General features: G+C 71.0%; 14 protein-coding genes. 4 read left to right on the top strand and 10 right to left on the bottom strand.

The window, feature by feature from the left end:
• Window positions 1-41: 41 nt before the first annotated feature.
• Window positions 42-692: a hypothetical protein gene (locus ACGFWE_RS28185; RefSeq protein ID WP_352387682.1), complete on the top strand. Its 651-nt coding sequence runs from the start codon at window positions 42-44 to the stop codon at window positions 690-692.
• A 3-nt stretch (window positions 693-695) separates the two neighbouring features.
• On the opposite strand, the gene ACGFWE_RS28180 is transcribed toward ACGFWE_RS28185, so the two are convergent.
• Window positions 696-989 carry a hypothetical protein gene (locus ACGFWE_RS28180; protein WP_352387680.1) on the bottom strand — a complete coding sequence of 98 codons (294 nt, stop codon included), beginning with the start codon at window positions 987-989 and terminating at the stop codon, window positions 696-698.
• A 209-nt stretch (window positions 990-1,198) separates the two neighbouring features.
• On the opposite strand from ACGFWE_RS28180, the gene ACGFWE_RS28175 reads away from it, so the two are divergent.
• Entirely contained in the window at window positions 1,199-1,486 is a 288-nt protein-coding gene (locus ACGFWE_RS28175) for an SCO4225 family membrane protein (RefSeq protein ID WP_393602568.1), read from the top strand.
• A 109-nt stretch (window positions 1,487-1,595) separates the two neighbouring features.
• Here the strand turns inward: ACGFWE_RS28175 and ACGFWE_RS28170 are convergent, their stop codons facing one another.
• The 4 genes from ACGFWE_RS28170 to ACGFWE_RS28155 form a co-directional block, all read right to left on the bottom strand.
• The gene (locus ACGFWE_RS28170) at window positions 1,596-2,987 is read right to left on the bottom strand and encodes a HupE/UreJ family protein (RefSeq protein WP_393602566.1); all 1,392 of its coding nucleotides are present in this window, start codon (window positions 2,985-2,987) and stop codon (window positions 1,596-1,598) included.
• Window positions 2,984-4,165, bottom strand: a complete 1,182-nt coding sequence (locus ACGFWE_RS28165) for a DUF3500 domain-containing protein (protein WP_393602564.1) — start codon at window positions 4,163-4,165, stop codon at window positions 2,984-2,986. Before ACGFWE_RS28165 ends, ACGFWE_RS28170 begins: the two co-directional genes overlap by 4 nt.
• 249 nt (window positions 4,166-4,414) lie before the next feature.
• Complete coding sequence (locus tag ACGFWE_RS28160; RefSeq protein ID WP_352387672.1) at window positions 4,415-6,229, bottom strand: 5'-nucleotidase C-terminal domain-containing protein; 1,815 nt, start codon at window positions 6,227-6,229, stop codon at window positions 4,415-4,417.
• A gap of 149 nt (window positions 6,230-6,378) precedes the next feature.
• Entirely contained in the window at window positions 6,379-7,662 is a 1,284-nt protein-coding gene (locus ACGFWE_RS28155) for an adenylosuccinate synthase (protein ID WP_352387670.1), read from the bottom strand.
• Window positions 7,663-7,850: 188 nt separating this feature from the next.
• Here ACGFWE_RS28155 and ACGFWE_RS28150 point away from each other — a divergent pair, with 188 nt between their 5' ends.
• Complete coding sequence (locus tag ACGFWE_RS28150) at window positions 7,851-8,699, top strand: diacylglycerol kinase family protein (protein ID WP_393602561.1); 849 nt, start codon at window positions 7,851-7,853, stop codon at window positions 8,697-8,699.
• 42 nt (window positions 8,700-8,741) lie between these two features.
• Here the strand turns inward: ACGFWE_RS28150 and ACGFWE_RS28145 are convergent, their stop codons facing one another.
• From ACGFWE_RS28145 to ACGFWE_RS28125, 5 genes are all read right to left on the bottom strand, one after another.
• The gene (locus ACGFWE_RS28145) at window positions 8,742-11,282 is read right to left on the bottom strand and encodes an FtsX-like permease family protein (RefSeq protein WP_393602559.1); all 2,541 of its coding nucleotides are present in this window, start codon (window positions 11,280-11,282) and stop codon (window positions 8,742-8,744) included.
• A gap of 7 nt (window positions 11,283-11,289) precedes the next feature.
• The gene (locus ACGFWE_RS28140) at window positions 11,290-12,042 is read right to left on the bottom strand and encodes an ABC transporter ATP-binding protein (protein ID WP_352387665.1); all 753 of its coding nucleotides are present in this window, start codon (window positions 12,040-12,042) and stop codon (window positions 11,290-11,292) included.
• On the bottom strand, window positions 12,039-12,287 hold the full coding sequence (locus ACGFWE_RS28135; protein WP_393602557.1) for a hypothetical protein: 249 nt from the start codon (window positions 12,285-12,287) through the stop codon (window positions 12,039-12,041). Before ACGFWE_RS28135 ends, ACGFWE_RS28140 begins: the two co-directional genes overlap by 4 nt.
• 152 nt (window positions 12,288-12,439) lie before the next feature.
• Entirely contained in the window at window positions 12,440-13,237 is a 798-nt protein-coding gene (gene eutC, locus ACGFWE_RS28130; protein WP_393602555.1) for an ethanolamine ammonia-lyase subunit EutC, read from the bottom strand.
• On the bottom strand, window positions 13,234-14,625 hold the full coding sequence (locus ACGFWE_RS28125) for an ethanolamine ammonia-lyase subunit EutB (protein ID WP_352387659.1): 1,392 nt from the start codon (window positions 14,623-14,625) through the stop codon (window positions 13,234-13,236). The genes eutC and ACGFWE_RS28125 overlap by 4 nt, the downstream gene beginning before the upstream one ends.
• A gap of 150 nt (window positions 14,626-14,775) precedes the next feature.
• On the opposite strand from ACGFWE_RS28125, the gene ACGFWE_RS28120 reads away from it, so the two are divergent.
• On the top strand, window positions 14,776-16,284 hold the full coding sequence (locus ACGFWE_RS28120) for an APC family permease (protein ID WP_393602553.1): 1,509 nt from the start codon (window positions 14,776-14,778) through the stop codon (window positions 16,282-16,284).
• Window positions 16,285-16,317: the final 33 nt, after the last annotated feature.

Here is a 16,317-nt window from a genome sequence, read left to right as displayed (position 1 = left end):
TGACGATATCCGCGCACCGCGAGTATCCGAGGAGCTGTCTTTTGGCCTGTGACCTGTGGCTGGTGCCGCTTGTCGACGTGTTGTGCCACACCCCGGACAACCCGTTCGCCGAGGAACTCGCGCAATACAACAAGGTGCTCACCGAGGCCGGATTGCCGCCGGTGCCGGTGTACCAGTACATGCCGGGACTGTCCGGCGAGGTCGCCCCGGTGGCCGGTTTCGACTACGACGCCCTGCACTTCCTGCGCCGGGCCTATCTGCTCCAGGTCTGCGGGCTCCCGGTCACCCCCGTGGACGAACTGGGCGGTGACTACGAGCAGTTGCTGGAGATGTTCGAGACGACGGCCCAGCAGTCCCATCTGGTCTGGCACTACGACCACGCGGGCGCGTACGTCCCCGTCGACTTCCCGCATCCCCTCGCCAACGACGAACTCCTCGCGGGCGGCGGCCCGTTGGGCTCCTCGCAGGCCCTGCTGCGGGAGCTGGAGTTCGTGGCCCCGGTCATCGGCATCGATCCGGCCAATCCGCCGGCGCCCCCCGAGCCACCGCGCGCCCCCACGGAACTGGAGGAGCCGGCGGTCCCCGCGCCGTACGACCCCAGTCCCTTCGCCCGTGAGCGTCATGTCTGGCTGGGGCTGCACGCGGCGGCGACCAGGAGTCTCGCCCAGGGCTCGATGATCATCTTCAGCTGAGGGTCAGCGCCCCAGCTGGGAGAGTCCCTTCTGGACGTCCTCGTAGTTCATCACCGGGGTGTAGCTGATCTTGGCACCCAGGTTCATAAAGAACGGCTCACTGAGCACCGGCATCAGTGAGCTGTCCTCCATGTCGAAGAACAGGAAGGCGGTGCGCTGACCGTTGTCGGTGGTGAAGTAGGCCGCTTCGGGCTTGATCTGTTCCATCGACTGCTCGATCAGCTTCGACAGAGTGCCGTGACTGATGGCTTCGTTCGCTTTCTCGGTGTCCATGCACACCTTGAGCAGTACGCGCATCGCACTCACCTTCTCCAGGTCGACAGGCTGGGATGCACGGTCCAAGAATATGCCCATATGCGGCATTTCTCCCTGCTACGGGCCATGTGGGAAGCGCGCCGTCTCGCGGAGGTTGAGTACCGCTACTCAGGCGGCGGGCGGCGGACCCCGGCATCGTGGAGGGCACGGACGGAGCCCACCGCTCCACGAAGACTTCCTGGGGGATCTCGATGAACCGCTCGCGCTACTTCCTCAATCCGCTCGCTCTCGGCTACCTGCTCGTCGTGGCCGCCGTCCTCGGCTGGGTCGGCGTCGACGCCCTGTTCGTCGACCACGCCGACGCGAGCCTCGCCGGGGTCTGGGCGTTCCTGGTCACGGCCCCCGCCTCGCTGCTGTTCGTGATGCTGCCGGGGGTGTGGGCCTGGGCCGGGATCGCCGTCGGAGCCGTGGTGAACGCGGCCGCGCTCGGGGCGGCGTACCGGAGCGTCTCCGGCCGGGGCCTGCGCCCCACGGCCTGAACCACGGCTGCGGGAAGGCTACTTCCGCCTTCCCGCAGCCCGCCCTCCACATCGCCGGCGCCGGTGAACGGAACGGGGTCCCGGTCGGGCGGCCGGGGATCTGTCGTGCTCAGGGTGTGCTCGCGAGCGGCTTCGACGCGGGGGCTTCCGGGTGAGGCGTGGTGTGGTCCGGGAGGGCGGACCGGGCCTGCCGGCGCAGGATCGCCACCCAGGTGAGGGCGGCCACCGCCGTCACGGTCAGAGTCGCCAGCAGCAGCGTGGTGTGGGAGCCGGCGCTGTCGGCGGCCCGGGCGACGGGGTTGGCGAGGCCGAGGCGGTCGGCCAGCCAGCCGACGGCCGCCGTGCCGGTGAGCGCCGCGCCGGTCAGCCGCAGCGCGGGCTGGACCCTGAGGCGGGCCAGCACCAGCAGCGAGGGCAGGGCGAGGCACACCAGCAGGAGCTGGACCAGTTCGATGCCGAGGTTGAAGCCGAGGAGGCTGGTCACCAACTGGCCCGTGGTCAGCTGCATTTCGGCCAGCACGAACGAGAACGCCATGCCGTGGCCGAGCCCGAACACCCCGGCCACGAGCGCCTCCTTGCCGGGGAAGAGGGGCCGGACGGCGTGGATCGCGCCGACCAGGATGCTGGCCGCGATGAACGCCTCGACCGGCCAGGCCGGGACGTGGAGACGGCCCAGCGCGGTCGCGGCCAGTGCGACGGAGTGCCCGGCGGTGAAGGCGAGCGTGATACGGCCGATGCGGGTCAGGGCTTTCCTCGGGCCCACCAGACCGTTCCAGCGCCCTCCCCTTGCCGCGAGCGGTGCCGGCAGCAGCAGGATGAGCAGGAACAGCAGATGGTCGGTGCCGGTGAGGATGTGGTCGCCGCCGAGTTCGAGCATGGCGACGAAGCCACGCCAGGCGCTGCCCTCACCGAGGTCGACCTTCAGCGCCGGGACCTTCAGGGTCCGGGTGTCGACGCGGATCGTGCCGACCTGGGTGGTGCCCTCACCGTCGACCTGCCCCGCCGCCCAGTCCTGACGGACCGTCACCAGTACGGTGTGTGTGACGACTTGGTGGACGACGACGTCGTAGCCGAAGGTGAAGTGCCGTACGTCGGTGGCGGCCGGGGGGGTGAGTTCGGCGCGGGCGACCAGCTCGCGGTACTCGCCGGTGTCGGTCTGGACGGCTCGGCTCAGGGTGAGGCGGCCGATGGCGACCTGCCAGGTCCGGCCGTCGGTGGCGGTGGGAAAGATGTGCGCGACCAGGTAGGCGCGGATCGCCCCGGTCCGGGCGGTCAGCGTCTTGTCGGACACGTCGATCCCGCTGGCCCGCGCGAACTCCCCGACGGGGATCTCCAGGCGGGCGGAGACCGAGTGCTCGTACACGTCGAGCTGGACCACCGAGTGCGGCATCGGATGCGCGGCGGCCGGCGACGCCCCTGCGAGGAGCGCCGCCGGTACCGCGATCGCGATCCCGGCCACCCAGCGGAGCGCTGTGTTCAGCCAGTTTCGCGGTCCGGTCATGAGAAGGAGAACTCGCTGCCGTAGTCGCGGGTGTGGTCGCGGTACACGGTGTGGTAGTGGATCTGGTCCCGGTAGACCACGCCGTCCTGGCAGACGAACTCGATCCACACGCCGGGGCCGTCGATCCGGACGTAGTCACCCTGGGTGTCGAGCCCGGTGCCGCCGGAGTAGCTGACGTAGGTCTGGTTCAGCTCGTGCTCGTACGTCTTCATGAGCTGCCTGGCCGTGGCGTCGTCCACATCGGCGACCCAGGGGTGGATGGCCGCCAGGACCAGCTTCTTCTGCTTGGCCGACAGCGAGCTGACCTTGACACCCTCCTTGGTCGTCGGGAAGTCGCCGTCCTCGCTCGGGCCGAGCAGCACGTCTCCGAAGGACTCCGACAGCTTGGCGGCGGCAAGCTGCTCGGTGGTCAGGCTGCCCGTCAGCTTGAGCAGGCCGTCGCGGAACTTCGCCATCGGGGAGTACGTGGTGCCGTCGTCGTCGGTCCAGGAGCTGGGCTCGACGCCGGTGAAGAAGGGGCTGGCCCCGGCGACCTTGCCGTTCTTGTACGTGATGTTGACGGCGAGGTGGTGGCCACCGAAGTGCAGCTGCCAGGTGCCGGTGGTCGAGGGAGTGCCGAGGAACGCCAGGAAGTAGATGCCGCTGCCGTAGCCGCCACCGCCGCCACCGGGACCGCCCGAGGGCGGGGTGCCGGTCGGGACGTCGGTCGGAACGTCCGTGGCCGTCGGGGCGGCGGAGGTGGCGTCCGTCGGGGCGGCGGAGGCCGAGCTGGTGCCCTGCGCGGAGGCGAGCACGTCGTCGGCCTTGAGGGTCTGGATGACGTGCTCGTAGCCGGTGTCCTTGCCGGACCCCAGGGCCACCTTCAACACGTTCTGCAAGGCGGCGAGTTGGTCGTCGGACAGCGAGCCGGTCTGGATGCCGGGGCGGCAGGAGGAGCCGCACGGCAGGTTCGACCAGGCGGTCGCGTTGGCCTGGGTGAAGTCCAGGACCGTCTTCGCCTGCTGGTCGGAGTCGAGGGTGTTGAGGAAGGCGTTGGCGGTGCTGACCACGGCAGCGGTGCCAGTGGCCTTCTTGTCGACCGCGAAGTGGGCCGCCGCCTGCGTGTTGTCGGTGGTCGCGGCGTTCGCCGCCACGAATCCACCACCGACGAGGACGACACCGGCGGCGACTGAGGCCACGGTTCGCCATGTGCGCCGCCTGCGCGCCTGACTGGTTCTTTCCCTACTCACGAACACTCCCTGGGGACTGGGGCTGGGATGGACGCGCGCGCTGCCGAGAGAACTATCAGCAAAATTGTTGACAGCTCAATGCGCGCGCGTCCGAGCCACGTCCCTTTTGGGAGAAGTGCGACGCATATCGAAGAAATAAGCATGGCCTGCTGACAGGCTGCGCTTATCGCGCCTTCAGTTGGCGAAACTTCAACGACTTCAGGAGAAGACCGCCGTACCGCCCTGCGTCAGCTTCCAGTTGGTGACCGCGAAGTCCTTCGGGTCCAGCGCGCCCTTGGAGGTCACGTAGTCGATCATCAACTGGCGGATCTCATTGGTGGAGCTGTAGGCGATGTCGGCGGCGGCGATGTGCGGGTAGCCCGAGCCGCCGTTGGCCCGGTAGTTGTTGACGGCGACGACGAAGACCTGGCCGTCGGCGACCGGCGTCCCGTTGTAGGACAGGTTCTTGATGCGGGAGCCCTCGGCCGCCGCGATGTCGATGTCGTACGAGACACCCGCGGCGGTGTCGTACATGTAGTCCCAGAAGCTGTTGGCGTTGGTCAGCGTCGCGGTGTCCACGGCCGTGCCCGCGGGCACCTGGTGGTAGTACTTCGCCGCGTACTCCAGGTAGTCCTTGAGCTGGGCGCCGGTGAGCTTCTTGCCGTAGAGGGTGTTGTCGTAGATGTAGAGCCCGGCGATGTCCTTGATGGTGACGCTGCCCGCGGGGATGTCCGCGGTGCGGGAGAAGGGCGCGGCGACCGAGATGAGGGGCAGGGCGGCGTCGGCCGTCGAGAGACCGGCCTTCACGGTGTCCATCTGGACCTGGTGGATGAAGTCCATGATCGGGACGTCCTTCCAGCAGGACTCCGCCGCGGAGAGGTCCTCGGTGCAGGTGCCGACGGACGTGTTGACGTACTTCACGACCAGCTCGTGGTCGGCCTCCAGGAGCTTTTTGATCTCCGGGTCCTCGTCGACCGTGTTGGGGTTCAGGGTCTGGGCGGTCTTCTTGGTGACCTTCCACTGCCCGCGCACGAGTTCCAGCTCGAAGTCGAAGACGCTGAGCCGGTAGCCCCAGCAGTACGGCTCGGACAGCAGGACGTCCTCGCCGGTCTCGTCGTTCTTGACGGTGTACGACGGCACCTCGACGTGGGTGTGGCCGACCAGGATCGCGTCGATGCCGGGGACCTGCTGGGCGACGAGGTTGGAGGCGTTCTCGACGTACGGGAGCTCGTCGCCGTACGAGGAACTGCCGTCCAGGCCCGAGTGGTCGGTGAGGAAGACGACGTCACAGCCGAGGGCGCGCAGCCGGGGCACGTACTTCTTCGCCTGCTCGACCAGGCCCGGGAAGACCATCTTCCCGCTGACGTTGTCCTTGTCCCAGATGGCGATGCCGGGGTTGGTGAGGCCGAGGATGCCGACCTTGATGTCGGGGGCACCGGGGACGCAGATGCGCTTGACGGTGTACGGCTGGAAGGCGGGCTTCAGCGTCTTCGCGTCCAGGGCGTTGGCGCCGAGGAGCGGGAAGCGGCACTGGCTCTCGAACTTCCGGAGCATCTCGATGCCGTAGTTGAACTCGTGGTTGCCGAGGGCGGCGGCGTCGTAGCGCATGTGGTTCATGGCGACGGCCATCGGGTGCTTCGGGGCGCCCTTGGCGGTGATGGGCTGCACGCGCGCGAAGTAGTAGGCCAGCGAGGTGCCCTGGATGATGTCGCCGGCGTCCACGAGCAGGACGTGCTCCTCGCCCTTCGCCGCGCGCTGCTGCTTGATGAGCGTGGCGACCCGGGCGACGCCGACGGAGTTGCCCTTGCTGTCGGAGTACGCCTTGTCGAGGTAGTAGTCCCAGTCGAAGACGTGGCTGTGCAGGTCGGTGGTGCCGAGGATGGAGAACGACCAGGTGCGGTTCTGCTTCGCCACCGGTCCGCGTTCGGCGGCCTCGGCGGCGGGCGCGCCCACCGACCCCGCGACGGCCACGGCCGCACCGGTGACGGCCGACTTCTTGACGAACGCGCGACGGTTCAGGGGACTGACGGGCATGGCGGGACTCCTGGAACGGGAGAGGGAGGGGAGACGGAACTACCCGCGTAGATAGTCCCGTCCCGCCGGTCGCGCACGGAACCAGGAGCAAGCCATGGGCCGGTCAAGGAAGTCCATGACCGGCCCAACAGCCTGCGAACAAAAGGGATTTACAGGAACGAGTTGATCTCGATCGTCTCGTCCCGGCCCGGGCCCACGCCGATCGCGGAGATCGGGGCGCCGGACATCTCCTCCAGCGCCTTCACGTAGTCCTGGGCGTTCTTCGGGAGGTCGGCGAAGGTCTTGGCCTTCGTGATGTCCTCGCTCCAGCCGGGCAGGTACTCGTAGACCGGCTTCGCGTGGTGGAAGTCGGTCTGGGAGTACGGGAGCTCCTCGACGCGCTCGCCGTCGATCTCGTACGCGACACAGACCGGGATCTGCTCCCAGCCGGTGAGCACGTCGAGCTTGGTGAGGAAGAAGTCGGTGAGGCCGTTGACGCGCGTCGCGTACCGGGCGATCACCGCGTCGAACCAGCCGCAGCGACGGTCACGGCCGGTGGTGACACCCCGCTCACCGCCGATGCGGCGCAGCGCGTCGCCGTCCGCGTCGAAGAGTTCCGTGGGGAACGGGCCCGAGCCGACACGGGTCGTGTAGGCCTTGAGGATGCCGATGACCCGGCTGATCTTCGTGGGGCCGACGCCCGCACCCGTGCACGCCCCGCCCGCGGTGGGGTTGCTGGAGGTGACGAAGGGGTACGTGCCGTGGTCGATGTCCAGGAGCGTGCCCTGGCCGCCCTCGAACAGGACGACCTTGTCCTGCTCCAGGGCCTGGTTGAGCACCAGGACCGTGTCGGCGACGTAGGGCTTGAGCCGGTCCGCGTAGCCCAGCAGTTCCTCGACGACCTGGCCGACCTCGATGGCCCGGCGGTTGAAGACCTTGGTGAGGAGCTGGTTCTTGCCGTCGAGGGCCGCCTCGACCTTCTGGGTCAGGATCGACTCGTCGTACAGGTCCTGGATCCGGATGCCCACGCGGTTGATCTTGTCCGCGTAGGTGGGACCGATGCCGCGACCGGTGGTACCGATCTTGCGCTTTCCGAGGAAGCGTTCCGTCACCTTGTCGACGGTGACGTTGTACGGCGTGATGATGTGGGCGTTACCGCTGATCAGGAGCTTGGAGGTGTCGACGCCTCGGTCGTTCAGTCCGTTCAGCTCGGAGAACAGGACCGACGGATCGACGACGACACCGTTACCGATGACCGGGGTGCACCCCGGAGACAGGATTCCGGAAGGGAGGAGGTGGAGGGCGTACTTCTGATCGCCCACGACTACCGTGTGGCCGGCGTTGTTGCCGCCCTGGTAGCGCACCACATAGTCCACCGAGCCACCGAGCAGGTCGGTCGCCTTTCCCTTGCCTTCGTCACCCCACTGAGCACCGAGCAGCACAAGTGCGGGCACGCGCGTACACCCCTTCCGGGCGGGGCATGTCCAAGGTCGGGGGCGTACGCGTACGGTTCCTCCGTCGCGTGCACCACGGCCGTCGTCGGCCGCTGCCCGTTGGACCCGGATGCCCCGGAATAGACGAAGCCCCTGGCGCAATAGCGCAAGGGGCTCTTGCACCAAGATGCTACCCGAGGAAGCGAGGCATGGCCGAGGTGGCGACTTCCGCGACGTCCGATCAGCTGCTGGTGGTCATCGACCCGATCGCCCGGCAGACGGACAGCGAGTCCGTACGGATCGTGAAAGACGTGCTCAGCGCGGGTGCGGCGACGAAGGTGAGTCTGCCGGACGGACCCGAGGAGTTCGCCCGGGCACTGGCCCGGCGGGGCTCGCGACGGCTCGTGGTGGTCGGCGACGACCGGGCCCTGATGCGGACGGTGCTGCTGCTGCACCGGCAGCGGGAGCTGGCCGAATGCGTGCTGTCGGTGGTGCCGGTGGGTCCGATGCTCTCGGTCGCCCACGCCCTCGGGGTGCCCACGGGGGCGGTGGCGGCCGCGCGGGCGGTCCTGGACGGGGCCGAGCGGCGCCTGGACATGCTGGTGGACGACAGCGACGGGGTGGTCCTCGGCGCCCTGCGGATCCCCGCGCCGGCCGCGCGTCAGGAGCCGCTGGAGGCCGCGCGGCCCTGGCTGCGGACCTGCCAGTCCCTCGTACGGACCCTGGTGCCGGCCCGTCCCGCCCGGGAGCCCGCGCCCGCCGTCCCCGGGCCCTCGCGGCTGCGGGTGGAGGTGGACGGCGTGACCCTGGTGGACCTGGACCAGCCCCTGGAGGCGGTCTCGGTGACCCCCGGCTCCGGCGACGGCCTGGCCTCCGTGGAGGTGCGGCGGCTGTCGGTCGGGGCGGAGGCCTCCCCCCTGCTGGCCACCGGCAGGACGGTGACGGTCACCGGGGCGGATTTCCGGTACCGGGCCGACGCGGGGGTCGGCGGACCGGTACGGAGACGGACCTGGACGGTGCGGGAGGGGGCGTTGGGGTTGATGTTGCCGGGGCGGTGAGGGGTGGGGGCGACGCCGGCCGGTGTGTCGGAGACCTCGGACTCACTGGGCGCGGATCACCTCCGCCGGCGGCATGCGCAGCGCGCGGCGGGAGGGGACTTCCATGGTGAGGAACGCCGTGACCATGACCGTGAGCGCGGCGGCCGGCAGGAGCCACGCCGGTCCTGCGGGCCAGGGCCGGCCGAGGAAGCCCTGGCCCAGCAGCGCCAGCGGCAGCGCGGACAGCAGCAGGCCTCCGGCGAGCGCGGCGGCGGCGATGACCGCGGCCTCGCGGCGCATCATCGCGCGGATCTGGCGGGGCGTGGTGCCGGCCAGCCGCAGGGCCGCGAGTTCCGTGCGGCGCTGGGCGGTCGCCGCGACCAGCTTGTTCGCGATGCTCAGCAGCAGGTAGGCGAGCAGCACCACGATCACGACCAGGTTGATCCACACCTCGGGCGGGGTGTCGCTCCCGCCGGGCGTGGCCCGCGTGGTGGACAGGGACAGGCCGGGACGTGCGGCGGCCAGCGCCGCGAGCCGGTGTCCGGCATCGGCGGTGCCGCCGGTGCGCACGAGCACGCTCTGGGCCAGGTCCGTGGTCGTACGACCGGCCGCCAGGTCGTGGGAAAGGACGATCGGGCCGAAGCCCAGGCCCCGGGAGTAGACGGCGACGACCCGGGCGACGACCCGCTTCCCGTCGCCGAGGACCAGGTGCACCCTGCTCCCGGTCCCGGCTCCGCGGGTGCGGGCCGCGTCACTGCTCACGGCCACGGTGGCGCCGGTGAGCCAGTCGAGGCCGCCGTCCCGTACCCCGAGGTCGAGGACGTCCGTCGCGTCCGGCGTGAGGATCATCGCGGACGCGGCCTCGGTGTCGGGCTCCCCGAACCGCTCGTACTGCCACACGGCCGTGGTCGTGGTGACCGGCGCGGCCGCCCGTACGCCCGGTGTGTTCCGTACGGCGGTGAGCGTGCCCTCGGGCAGACCGCCGAGCGCCGGCGCGGTGAGCCGGTAGGTGGCGAGCGTGCCGGTGTCCGTGTCGTGGGAGGTGGCGGCCATGACGGTGGTCTGGGCGAAGGTGTACGTCAGGACGAAGACGACCGCCATGGCGAGGGGGCTGACGATCCCGGCGTTGCGCTGGGCGTAGGCGCGGAGGTTGGCCGTCGCGAGCCAGGTCGGCGCGGAGGCCCCGGCCCGGGTGCGCCGGGACGCGGCGTCGCCGAGCGCCTTGATGAGGGCGGGCCCGGCCAGGGCCAGGCCGATCGCGCCGAGGATGCCCGCGAGGGACGTGGCCGAGGCGCCGATGACGGTGCGCGAGAACAGCGGGACGACCGAGAGGGTGCTCGCGGCGGCGAAGAGCAGCAGGCCGATGCGGGTGCGCACGCGGGACGGGGTGCGCGGTTCGCTGCGGGACTCGGCGACCGCCTCGGTGGCCGGCATGCGCGAGGTGCGCCAGGACGCGGCCCGGGCGGACAGCTGCACGGAGGCGGCGGTCAGCACCAGGGCGGCGAGGGCGGGCAACGGGCTGACGGTCAGGGGGAGTTCGGCCGGCAGGACGCCTCGGTGGGCCAGTACGTCGTGGAACCGGCCCGCGAGCAGGTAGCCGACCGCCACGCCGGGGACGAGGGCCACGCCCGCCACGACGGACGACTGCGCGGCGGCCAGCCGCCGTATCTGCCTCGGCGTCGCGCCCACCGCCCGCATCAGCGCCAGGTCGCGGCGCTGCCCGGCGATCGCCACGCCCAGCGCGCCCGCCGTGACGAACCCGGTGATGAGCAGGACGATCCCGGCGAGCGAACCGGACAGGAGCACGAGCAGCGAGCGGGCCGCGCCGATGCCGGGCGAGACCGCGTTGCCCCGGTCCCCGCCGGTGACGACCTTCAGGCCGGTACCGGCCACCTGCTCGCGGACCGCCTCGGCGACCCGGTCGGCGGCCCCCGGCGCGGTCGTCAGGCCGATCAGGTCGACGGTGCCGGCGCGCGGCCCGTCACCGGCCCGGCCGGCGAGCCGTACGGCGGTGGCGTCGGCGAAGAAGACGCCCGCGCCCGGTGTGCCGACCACGGCGGAGACGCGGTAGGGCGTGGCGGCGCGGCCGTCCGCGACGACCTCGACCCGGTCGCCCGCCTCGATCCCGGCCGCCGCCGCGGTGGCGGTGTCGACGGCGATCTCGCCGGAACCGGCCGGGGCGCGGCCCGCGATGTGCGGCGCGGCCAGCAGCTTCGTCGAGGACCAGCCGTGGCCCCCCGTCCCGGGGTCGTCACCGGCCGGTACGACGCGGCCGTGGGCGTCGACGAGAGCCGCCGGGAAGTCGACGGCGCCGACCGCGGCGGTGACGCCGGGCAGCCCGGCCAGCCGCTCTGTGAGCGGGGCCGGGACGGTGGCCCGCTCGGGCAGGGCGAGGGGCAGGTCGCCGCTCGGACGGAACTCCTGGTCGGCCGCCACCACGACGTCCGCACCGGCGAGGCGGCCGGGCGGCAGGTGGGAACGCACGCCGGAGTCGGCGAGGACGGCGGTGGCCGTGATGAGCGTGGCGCCGCCGAGGACCGCGCAGGCCACGGCGAGCAGGGCGGTGATCCGGTGGGCGGCCATGCGTACCGCGAGAGGGAACATGGTCGCTCTACCTCTCCGCCAGCGCGACGAGCCGGTCCGCGAGTTCGGGCGCGGTGGGCGCGTCCAGGGCGTCGACCACGCAGCCGTCGGCCATGACGAGGGTGCGGTGGGCCTGGGCCGCGGCTGCGGGGTCGTGGGTGACCATCACGACCGTCTGCCCCAGGTCGTCGACGAGGGCGCGCAGCAGGTCGAGGACCTGGTGGGCGCTGCGCAGGTCGAGCGCGCCGGTCGGCTCGTCCGCGAACACGACGGCCGGGCGGGCCGCCAACGCCCGTACGACGGCGGCCCGTTGCTGCTGGCCGCCGGAGAGCTCGGCCGGGCGGTGGGTGAGCCGGTCGGCCAGACCGACCCGCTCGACCAGGGTGCGCAGCCAGTCGGCGTCGGGACGGCGGCCCGCGAGGCGCAGCGGTAGCGTGATGTTGTCCTCGATGCTGAGGGAGGGGATCAGGTTGTAGGCCTGGAAGACGAAACCGACGCGCTCGCGGCGCAGTTCGGTGCGGCGGGTCTCGTTGAGCCCGGCGATCTCGTGGCCGTCGATGCGGATGCTGCCCGTGGTCGGGGAGTCGAGCCCGGCGGCGCAGTGCATCAGGGTGCTCTTGCCGGAGCCGGAGGGCCCCATCACAGCGAGGAAGGTGCCGCGCCGCACGCTGAGCGAGACGTCGTCCAGGGCCCGTACGCCGCCCGCGTACGTCTTGCCGACCCGCTCCAGCGCGATGGCGGGCGTCTGCCGCGCGGTGAGCGGCGCGACCGGGGCGCTCACTTGTGCCCCCGCAGATTGCGCACGACCAGGGTGCCGGCACCGAGCACGGTGACGGCACCGCACAGCAGGTGCACCCAGGTGCGGGCACCGCCGAAGGAGGCGGCCATGTTGGCGACGGTGCTGACCACCACCACCGCCCACAGCACCGAGCGCAGGACGCCCCCGCGGGAGACGCCGCTCGGGGCGTCCGCGGGCGGGCTGTCGGCGGGCGGGTCGGTCAGCCGGTAGGGGTTCGGGTGCGTCATCGCGCTTCCTCAACTCGCGCCATGTGTACGGCTCCTGCCGTCACCCCACCGACGCTATGGATCGGCACCCCCCTGCGCCGATCCCGCAGTCCGCCCGGTTCGGGGTACAGCAGGCTGTACTTCCCGCCTGGTCGGCGACTCGCTGAGCACGCCTACGCCAGTGGAGCCACCGCGTCCGACTCGTCCTTCAGGGCCACCCCCGTGGCCCCGAGTTCCCGCGCCCGCGCCATCAGTCCCGCCAGCTTTGCCGCCGCCCCCTCGTAGGAGAGCCCCATCGGGGGCCGGATGTTGGACAGGCAATTGCGGTCGGCGTCGGTCGTCACGCCCGGCACCGGCCGGTACGTCAGGTACGCGCCCAGCGAGTCCGCCGCCGACATCCCGGGACGTTCCCCGACCAGCACCACCACCATGTCCGCCCCCATCGCGGAGGCGATGTCGTCACCCAGCGCCACGCGGGCCTGCTCGGCGAGGACGACAGGAGCGGCGGACCACGACGGCAGACGCTCCACCGTCCGCCCTACGACGGCCGCCGCGTGCTCGTGCACCGCCCGGCTGGACAGCCCGTCGGCGACGACGAAGACCACGTCCCACTCCCCCACGGGCAGATGGGCCCGGTCCGTGGGGTCGAGGCGGCGGCCCAGGTCCGGCCGCTGGAGGTAGGTGAGCCGGTCCGGAGCCGAGCTGCGCACCCGTACCGTCGGCGTCCCGCTCAGCGCCGCCGCGATCACGTCGGGGTCGAACGGCGAGTGCACGGCGTCCCGGGCGGCCGCGTGCGCCGCCTGGAGTTCGAGGCGGTGCCGGGTGGGGAGGGCCGAGCCGGCCCGGCCGAGGCCGATGCGGGCCTGGGTGCGCTGCCGCAGCGACGACCACAACTCGCTTGTCTGTCCGGCGACTTCGTCACTTGCCTGTACGACCACTTCGTCACTTGCCTGTACGGCCACTTCGCTCATGCCGCCAGCTCCTTCCCGATGGCCGTCAGCGGGTGGGTCGCCCCGGTCGTCTCGCGGATCCCGCCCTTCTCGTCCAGCAGCCCGATCGAGTCGAGCCAGCTCTCGAACTCCGGTGCCGGGCGCAGGCCCAGGACCTCTCGGAGGTACAACGCGTCGTGGTAGGAGGCGGACTGGTAGTTGAGCATGATGTCGTCGCCGCCCGGGGTGCAGATCACGAAGGACGCGCCGGCCACGCCGAGCATCGTGAGCATCGTCGCGATGTCGTCGTCGTCCGCGTCGGCGTGGTTGGTGTAGCAGATGTCCAGGCCCATCGGCAGACCGAGCAGCTTGCCGCAGAAGTGGTCCTCCAGGGCGGCGCGCAGGATCTGCCGGCCGTCGTAGAGGTACTCCGGGCCGATGAAGCCGACGACCGTGTTCACGAGCAGCGGGTCGTAGCGCCGCGCCACCGCGTAGGCCCGGGCCTCGACCGTCTGCTGGTCCACGCCGTGGTGCGCGTCCGCCGACAGGGCGCTGCCCTGCCCGGTCTCGAAGTACATGACGTTCCGGCCGACCGTGCCCCGCTCCAGGGCGAGGGCGGCCTCGTACGCCTCGTCGAGCAGCCCCAGTGTCACCCCGAAGGACGCGTTCGCCGCCTGGGTCCCCGCGATCGACTGGAAGACCAGGTCCACCGGGGCGCCCCGGGACATCAGGTCCACGCTCGTCGTCACATGGGACAGCACGCAGGACTGGGTGGGGATGGCGTACCGCTGGATCACCCCGTCGAGCAGTTCCAGCAGGTCCCGTACGGCCTTCGGGCTGTCGGTGGCCGGGTTGATGCCGATGACCGCGTCGCCGGAGCCCAGCAGCAGTCCGTCGAGGAGGGCCGCCGCCACGCCCGCCGGGTCGTCGGTCGGGTGGTTGGGCTGGAGCCGGGTCGCCAGCCGTCCCGGCAGCCCGATCGTCGAGCGGAACGCGGTGACCACACGCACCTTGCGGGCCACGGCGACCAGGTCCGCGTTGCCCATCAGCTTGGAGACCGCGGCGACCATCTCGGGCGTGAGCCCGGGCGCGAGGGCGGCCAGCGCCTCCGCGTCGGCGCCGGGAGACAGCAGCCACTCCCGGAACTCGCCCACCGTCAGACCCGCCACGGGCGCGAAGGCGGCCGCGTCGTGCGTGTCGAGGATCAGCCGGGTCACGTCGTCCGTCTCGTACGGGATCAGCGGCTCGGCCAGGAACGTGGCCAGCGGTACGTCCGCCAGCGCCCAGCGCGCGGCCACCCGCTCCTGTTCGGAGGCGGCCGCGAGTCCGGCCAGCCGGTCGCCGGAGCGTTCGGGACTCGCGGCGGCGAGCAGACGGGCGAGGGTGTCGAAGCGGTGGTGTCGACCGCCGAGTACGGACGTGTAGCTCATGGCGAGGACGCTACGAGCCGCGTGTTGCGGTCAGATTTCTAAAGGTCTGGTTGACAAACATTTAACGCCCCGAGACCCTTGCCCGACTCATTCGGTCTACAGAGTTCCGGTCCAGTACGTAGTGGACGAGCAAGGAGAGGGGCCAGTCCGATGGCAGTGGACGAGGGAGTCGCCCCAGCGGCGAGAACAGACGAGGGCGGCACGGTTCACCGGCTGAAGCCCAACGCCATCGGCCTGCTGGGCGTGGTGTTCATGGCCGTGGCGACCGCCGCGCCGATCACCGCGATGACCGGCAACGTGCCCTTCATGGTGTCGGCGGGCAACGGCATCGGGGCGCCCGCGAGTTATCTCGTCGCAATGGTCGTCCTGGCAATCTTTTCCGTCGGCTTCACCTCGATGGCGAAGCACATCACCTCGACGGGCGCCTTCTACGGCTTCATCTCCTACGGCCTGGGCCGCACGGTGGGCCTCGCGTCGGGACTGCTGGCCACCTTCGCGTACGTCGTCTTCGAGCCGGCGCTCATCGGCATCTTCTCGACGTTCGCGACGGGAACGCTGAAGGACCAGACCGGGGTGCACATCCCCTGGTGGGCGTTCGCGATCCTGATGCTCGCCGTCAACGCGATGGGCACCTGGTTCGGCGTCTCGGTCGCCGAGAAGCTCCTCGTGGTCCTCCTGGCCACCGAGGTGACGGTCCTCGCCGCGATGGCGATCTCCGTGGCCTTCCACGGCGGCGGTCCGAACGGCTTCAGCCTCGACCCGGTCAACCCCGTCAACGCCTTCAAGGGCACGTCGGCCGGCCTCGGTCTCTTCTTCGCCTTCTGGTCGTGGGTCGGCTTCGAGTCGACGGCGATGTACGGCGAGGAGTCCCGTAACCCGAAGAAGATCATCCCCAAGGCGACGATGATCTCCGTCCTGGGCGTCGGCGTCTTCTACGTCTTCGTCTCCTGGATGGCCATCTCGGGCACCGGCGAGTCGAACGCCGTCAAGGTCGCCACCGCCAACCCCCTCCAGCTCTTCTTCGGCCCCACCGAGCAGTACGTCGGCCACTGGGCGGTCGACGTCATGCAGTGGCTGATGATCACCGGCTCGCTCGCCTGCGGCATGGCCTTCCACAACTGCGCCGCCCGCTACATGTACGCCCTGGGCCGCGAGGGCGCCCTGCCCTCGCTGAAGCACACGGTCGGCCGCACCCACCCCCGGCACGGCTCCCCGCACGTCGCGGGCCTGGTCCAGACGGTCGTGACCGCCGTACTCCTGCTGGCGTTCTGGGCGGCCGGCAAGGACCCGTACAGCGGCACGTACGTCCTGCTCGCCATCCTCGGCACCATGGCGATCCTGATCGTGCAGGCCGTGTGCTCCTTCGCGGTGCTGGCGTACTTCCGCACGCACCACCCGGAGAGCCGCCACTGGTTCCGGACCCTCACGGCCCCGCTGGTCGGCGGCGTCGCCATGCTCGCCGTGGTCGTCCTGCTGGTCTCCAACATGAGCGCGGCGGCCGGCACGGAGTCCGGTTCCCTGGTCCTGAAGGCCACGCCGTGGCTGGTGGCGGCGGTCGCGGCCCTGGGCATCGGATACGCGCAGTACCTGAAGCGGCGGTCGCCCGAGCGGTATCTGCTGCTGGGACGGACGGTGCTGGAGGAGACGAAGGAGCGCTAGGGGTTCGCCGCCGTTCGTGGTGCTGGGCGGCGC

The organism is Streptomyces sp. NPDC048523, assembly GCF_043199815.1.
Lineage (GTDB): Bacteria > Actinomycetota > Actinomycetes > Streptomycetales > Streptomycetaceae > Streptomyces.
Note: the sequence above shows the minus strand (reverse complement) of the source record. Positions and strands in the feature narration are given on the sequence as shown.

Excerpts from the sequence above, each read along its gene's own strand:
- ACGFWE_RS28180 (WP_352387680.1), bottom strand. The coding sequence starts at position 989 with ATGCGCGTACTGCTCAAGGTGTGCATGGACACCGAGAAAGCGAACGAA.
- ACGFWE_RS28175 (WP_393602568.1), top strand. The coding sequence starts at position 1,199 with ATGAACCGCTCGCGCTACTTCCTCAATCCGCTCGCTCTCGGCTACCTG.
- ACGFWE_RS28170 (WP_393602566.1), bottom strand. The coding sequence starts at position 2,987 with ATGACCGGACCGCGAAACTGGCTGAACACAGCGCTCCGCTGGGTGGCC.
- ACGFWE_RS28160 (WP_352387672.1), bottom strand. The coding sequence starts at position 6,229 with ATGCCCGTCAGTCCCCTGAACCGTCGCGCGTTCGTCAAGAAGTCGGCC.
- ACGFWE_RS28150 (WP_393602561.1), top strand. The coding sequence starts at position 7,851 with ATGGCCGAGGTGGCGACTTCCGCGACGTCCGATCAGCTGCTGGTGGTC.
- ACGFWE_RS28145 (WP_393602559.1), bottom strand. The coding sequence starts at position 11,282 with ATGTTCCCTCTCGCGGTACGCATGGCCGCCCACCGGATCACCGCCCTG.
- ACGFWE_RS28135 (WP_393602557.1), bottom strand. The coding sequence starts at position 12,287 with ATGACGCACCCGAACCCCTACCGGCTGACCGACCCGCCCGCCGACAGC.
- eutC (WP_393602555.1), bottom strand. The coding sequence starts at position 13,237 with ATGAGCGAAGTGGCCGTACAGGCAAGTGACGAAGTGGTCGTACAGGCA.
- ACGFWE_RS28125 (WP_352387659.1), bottom strand. The coding sequence starts at position 14,625 with ATGAGCTACACGTCCGTACTCGGCGGTCGACACCACCGCTTCGACACC.
- ACGFWE_RS28120 (WP_393602553.1), top strand. The coding sequence starts at position 14,776 with ATGGCAGTGGACGAGGGAGTCGCCCCAGCGGCGAGAACAGACGAGGGC.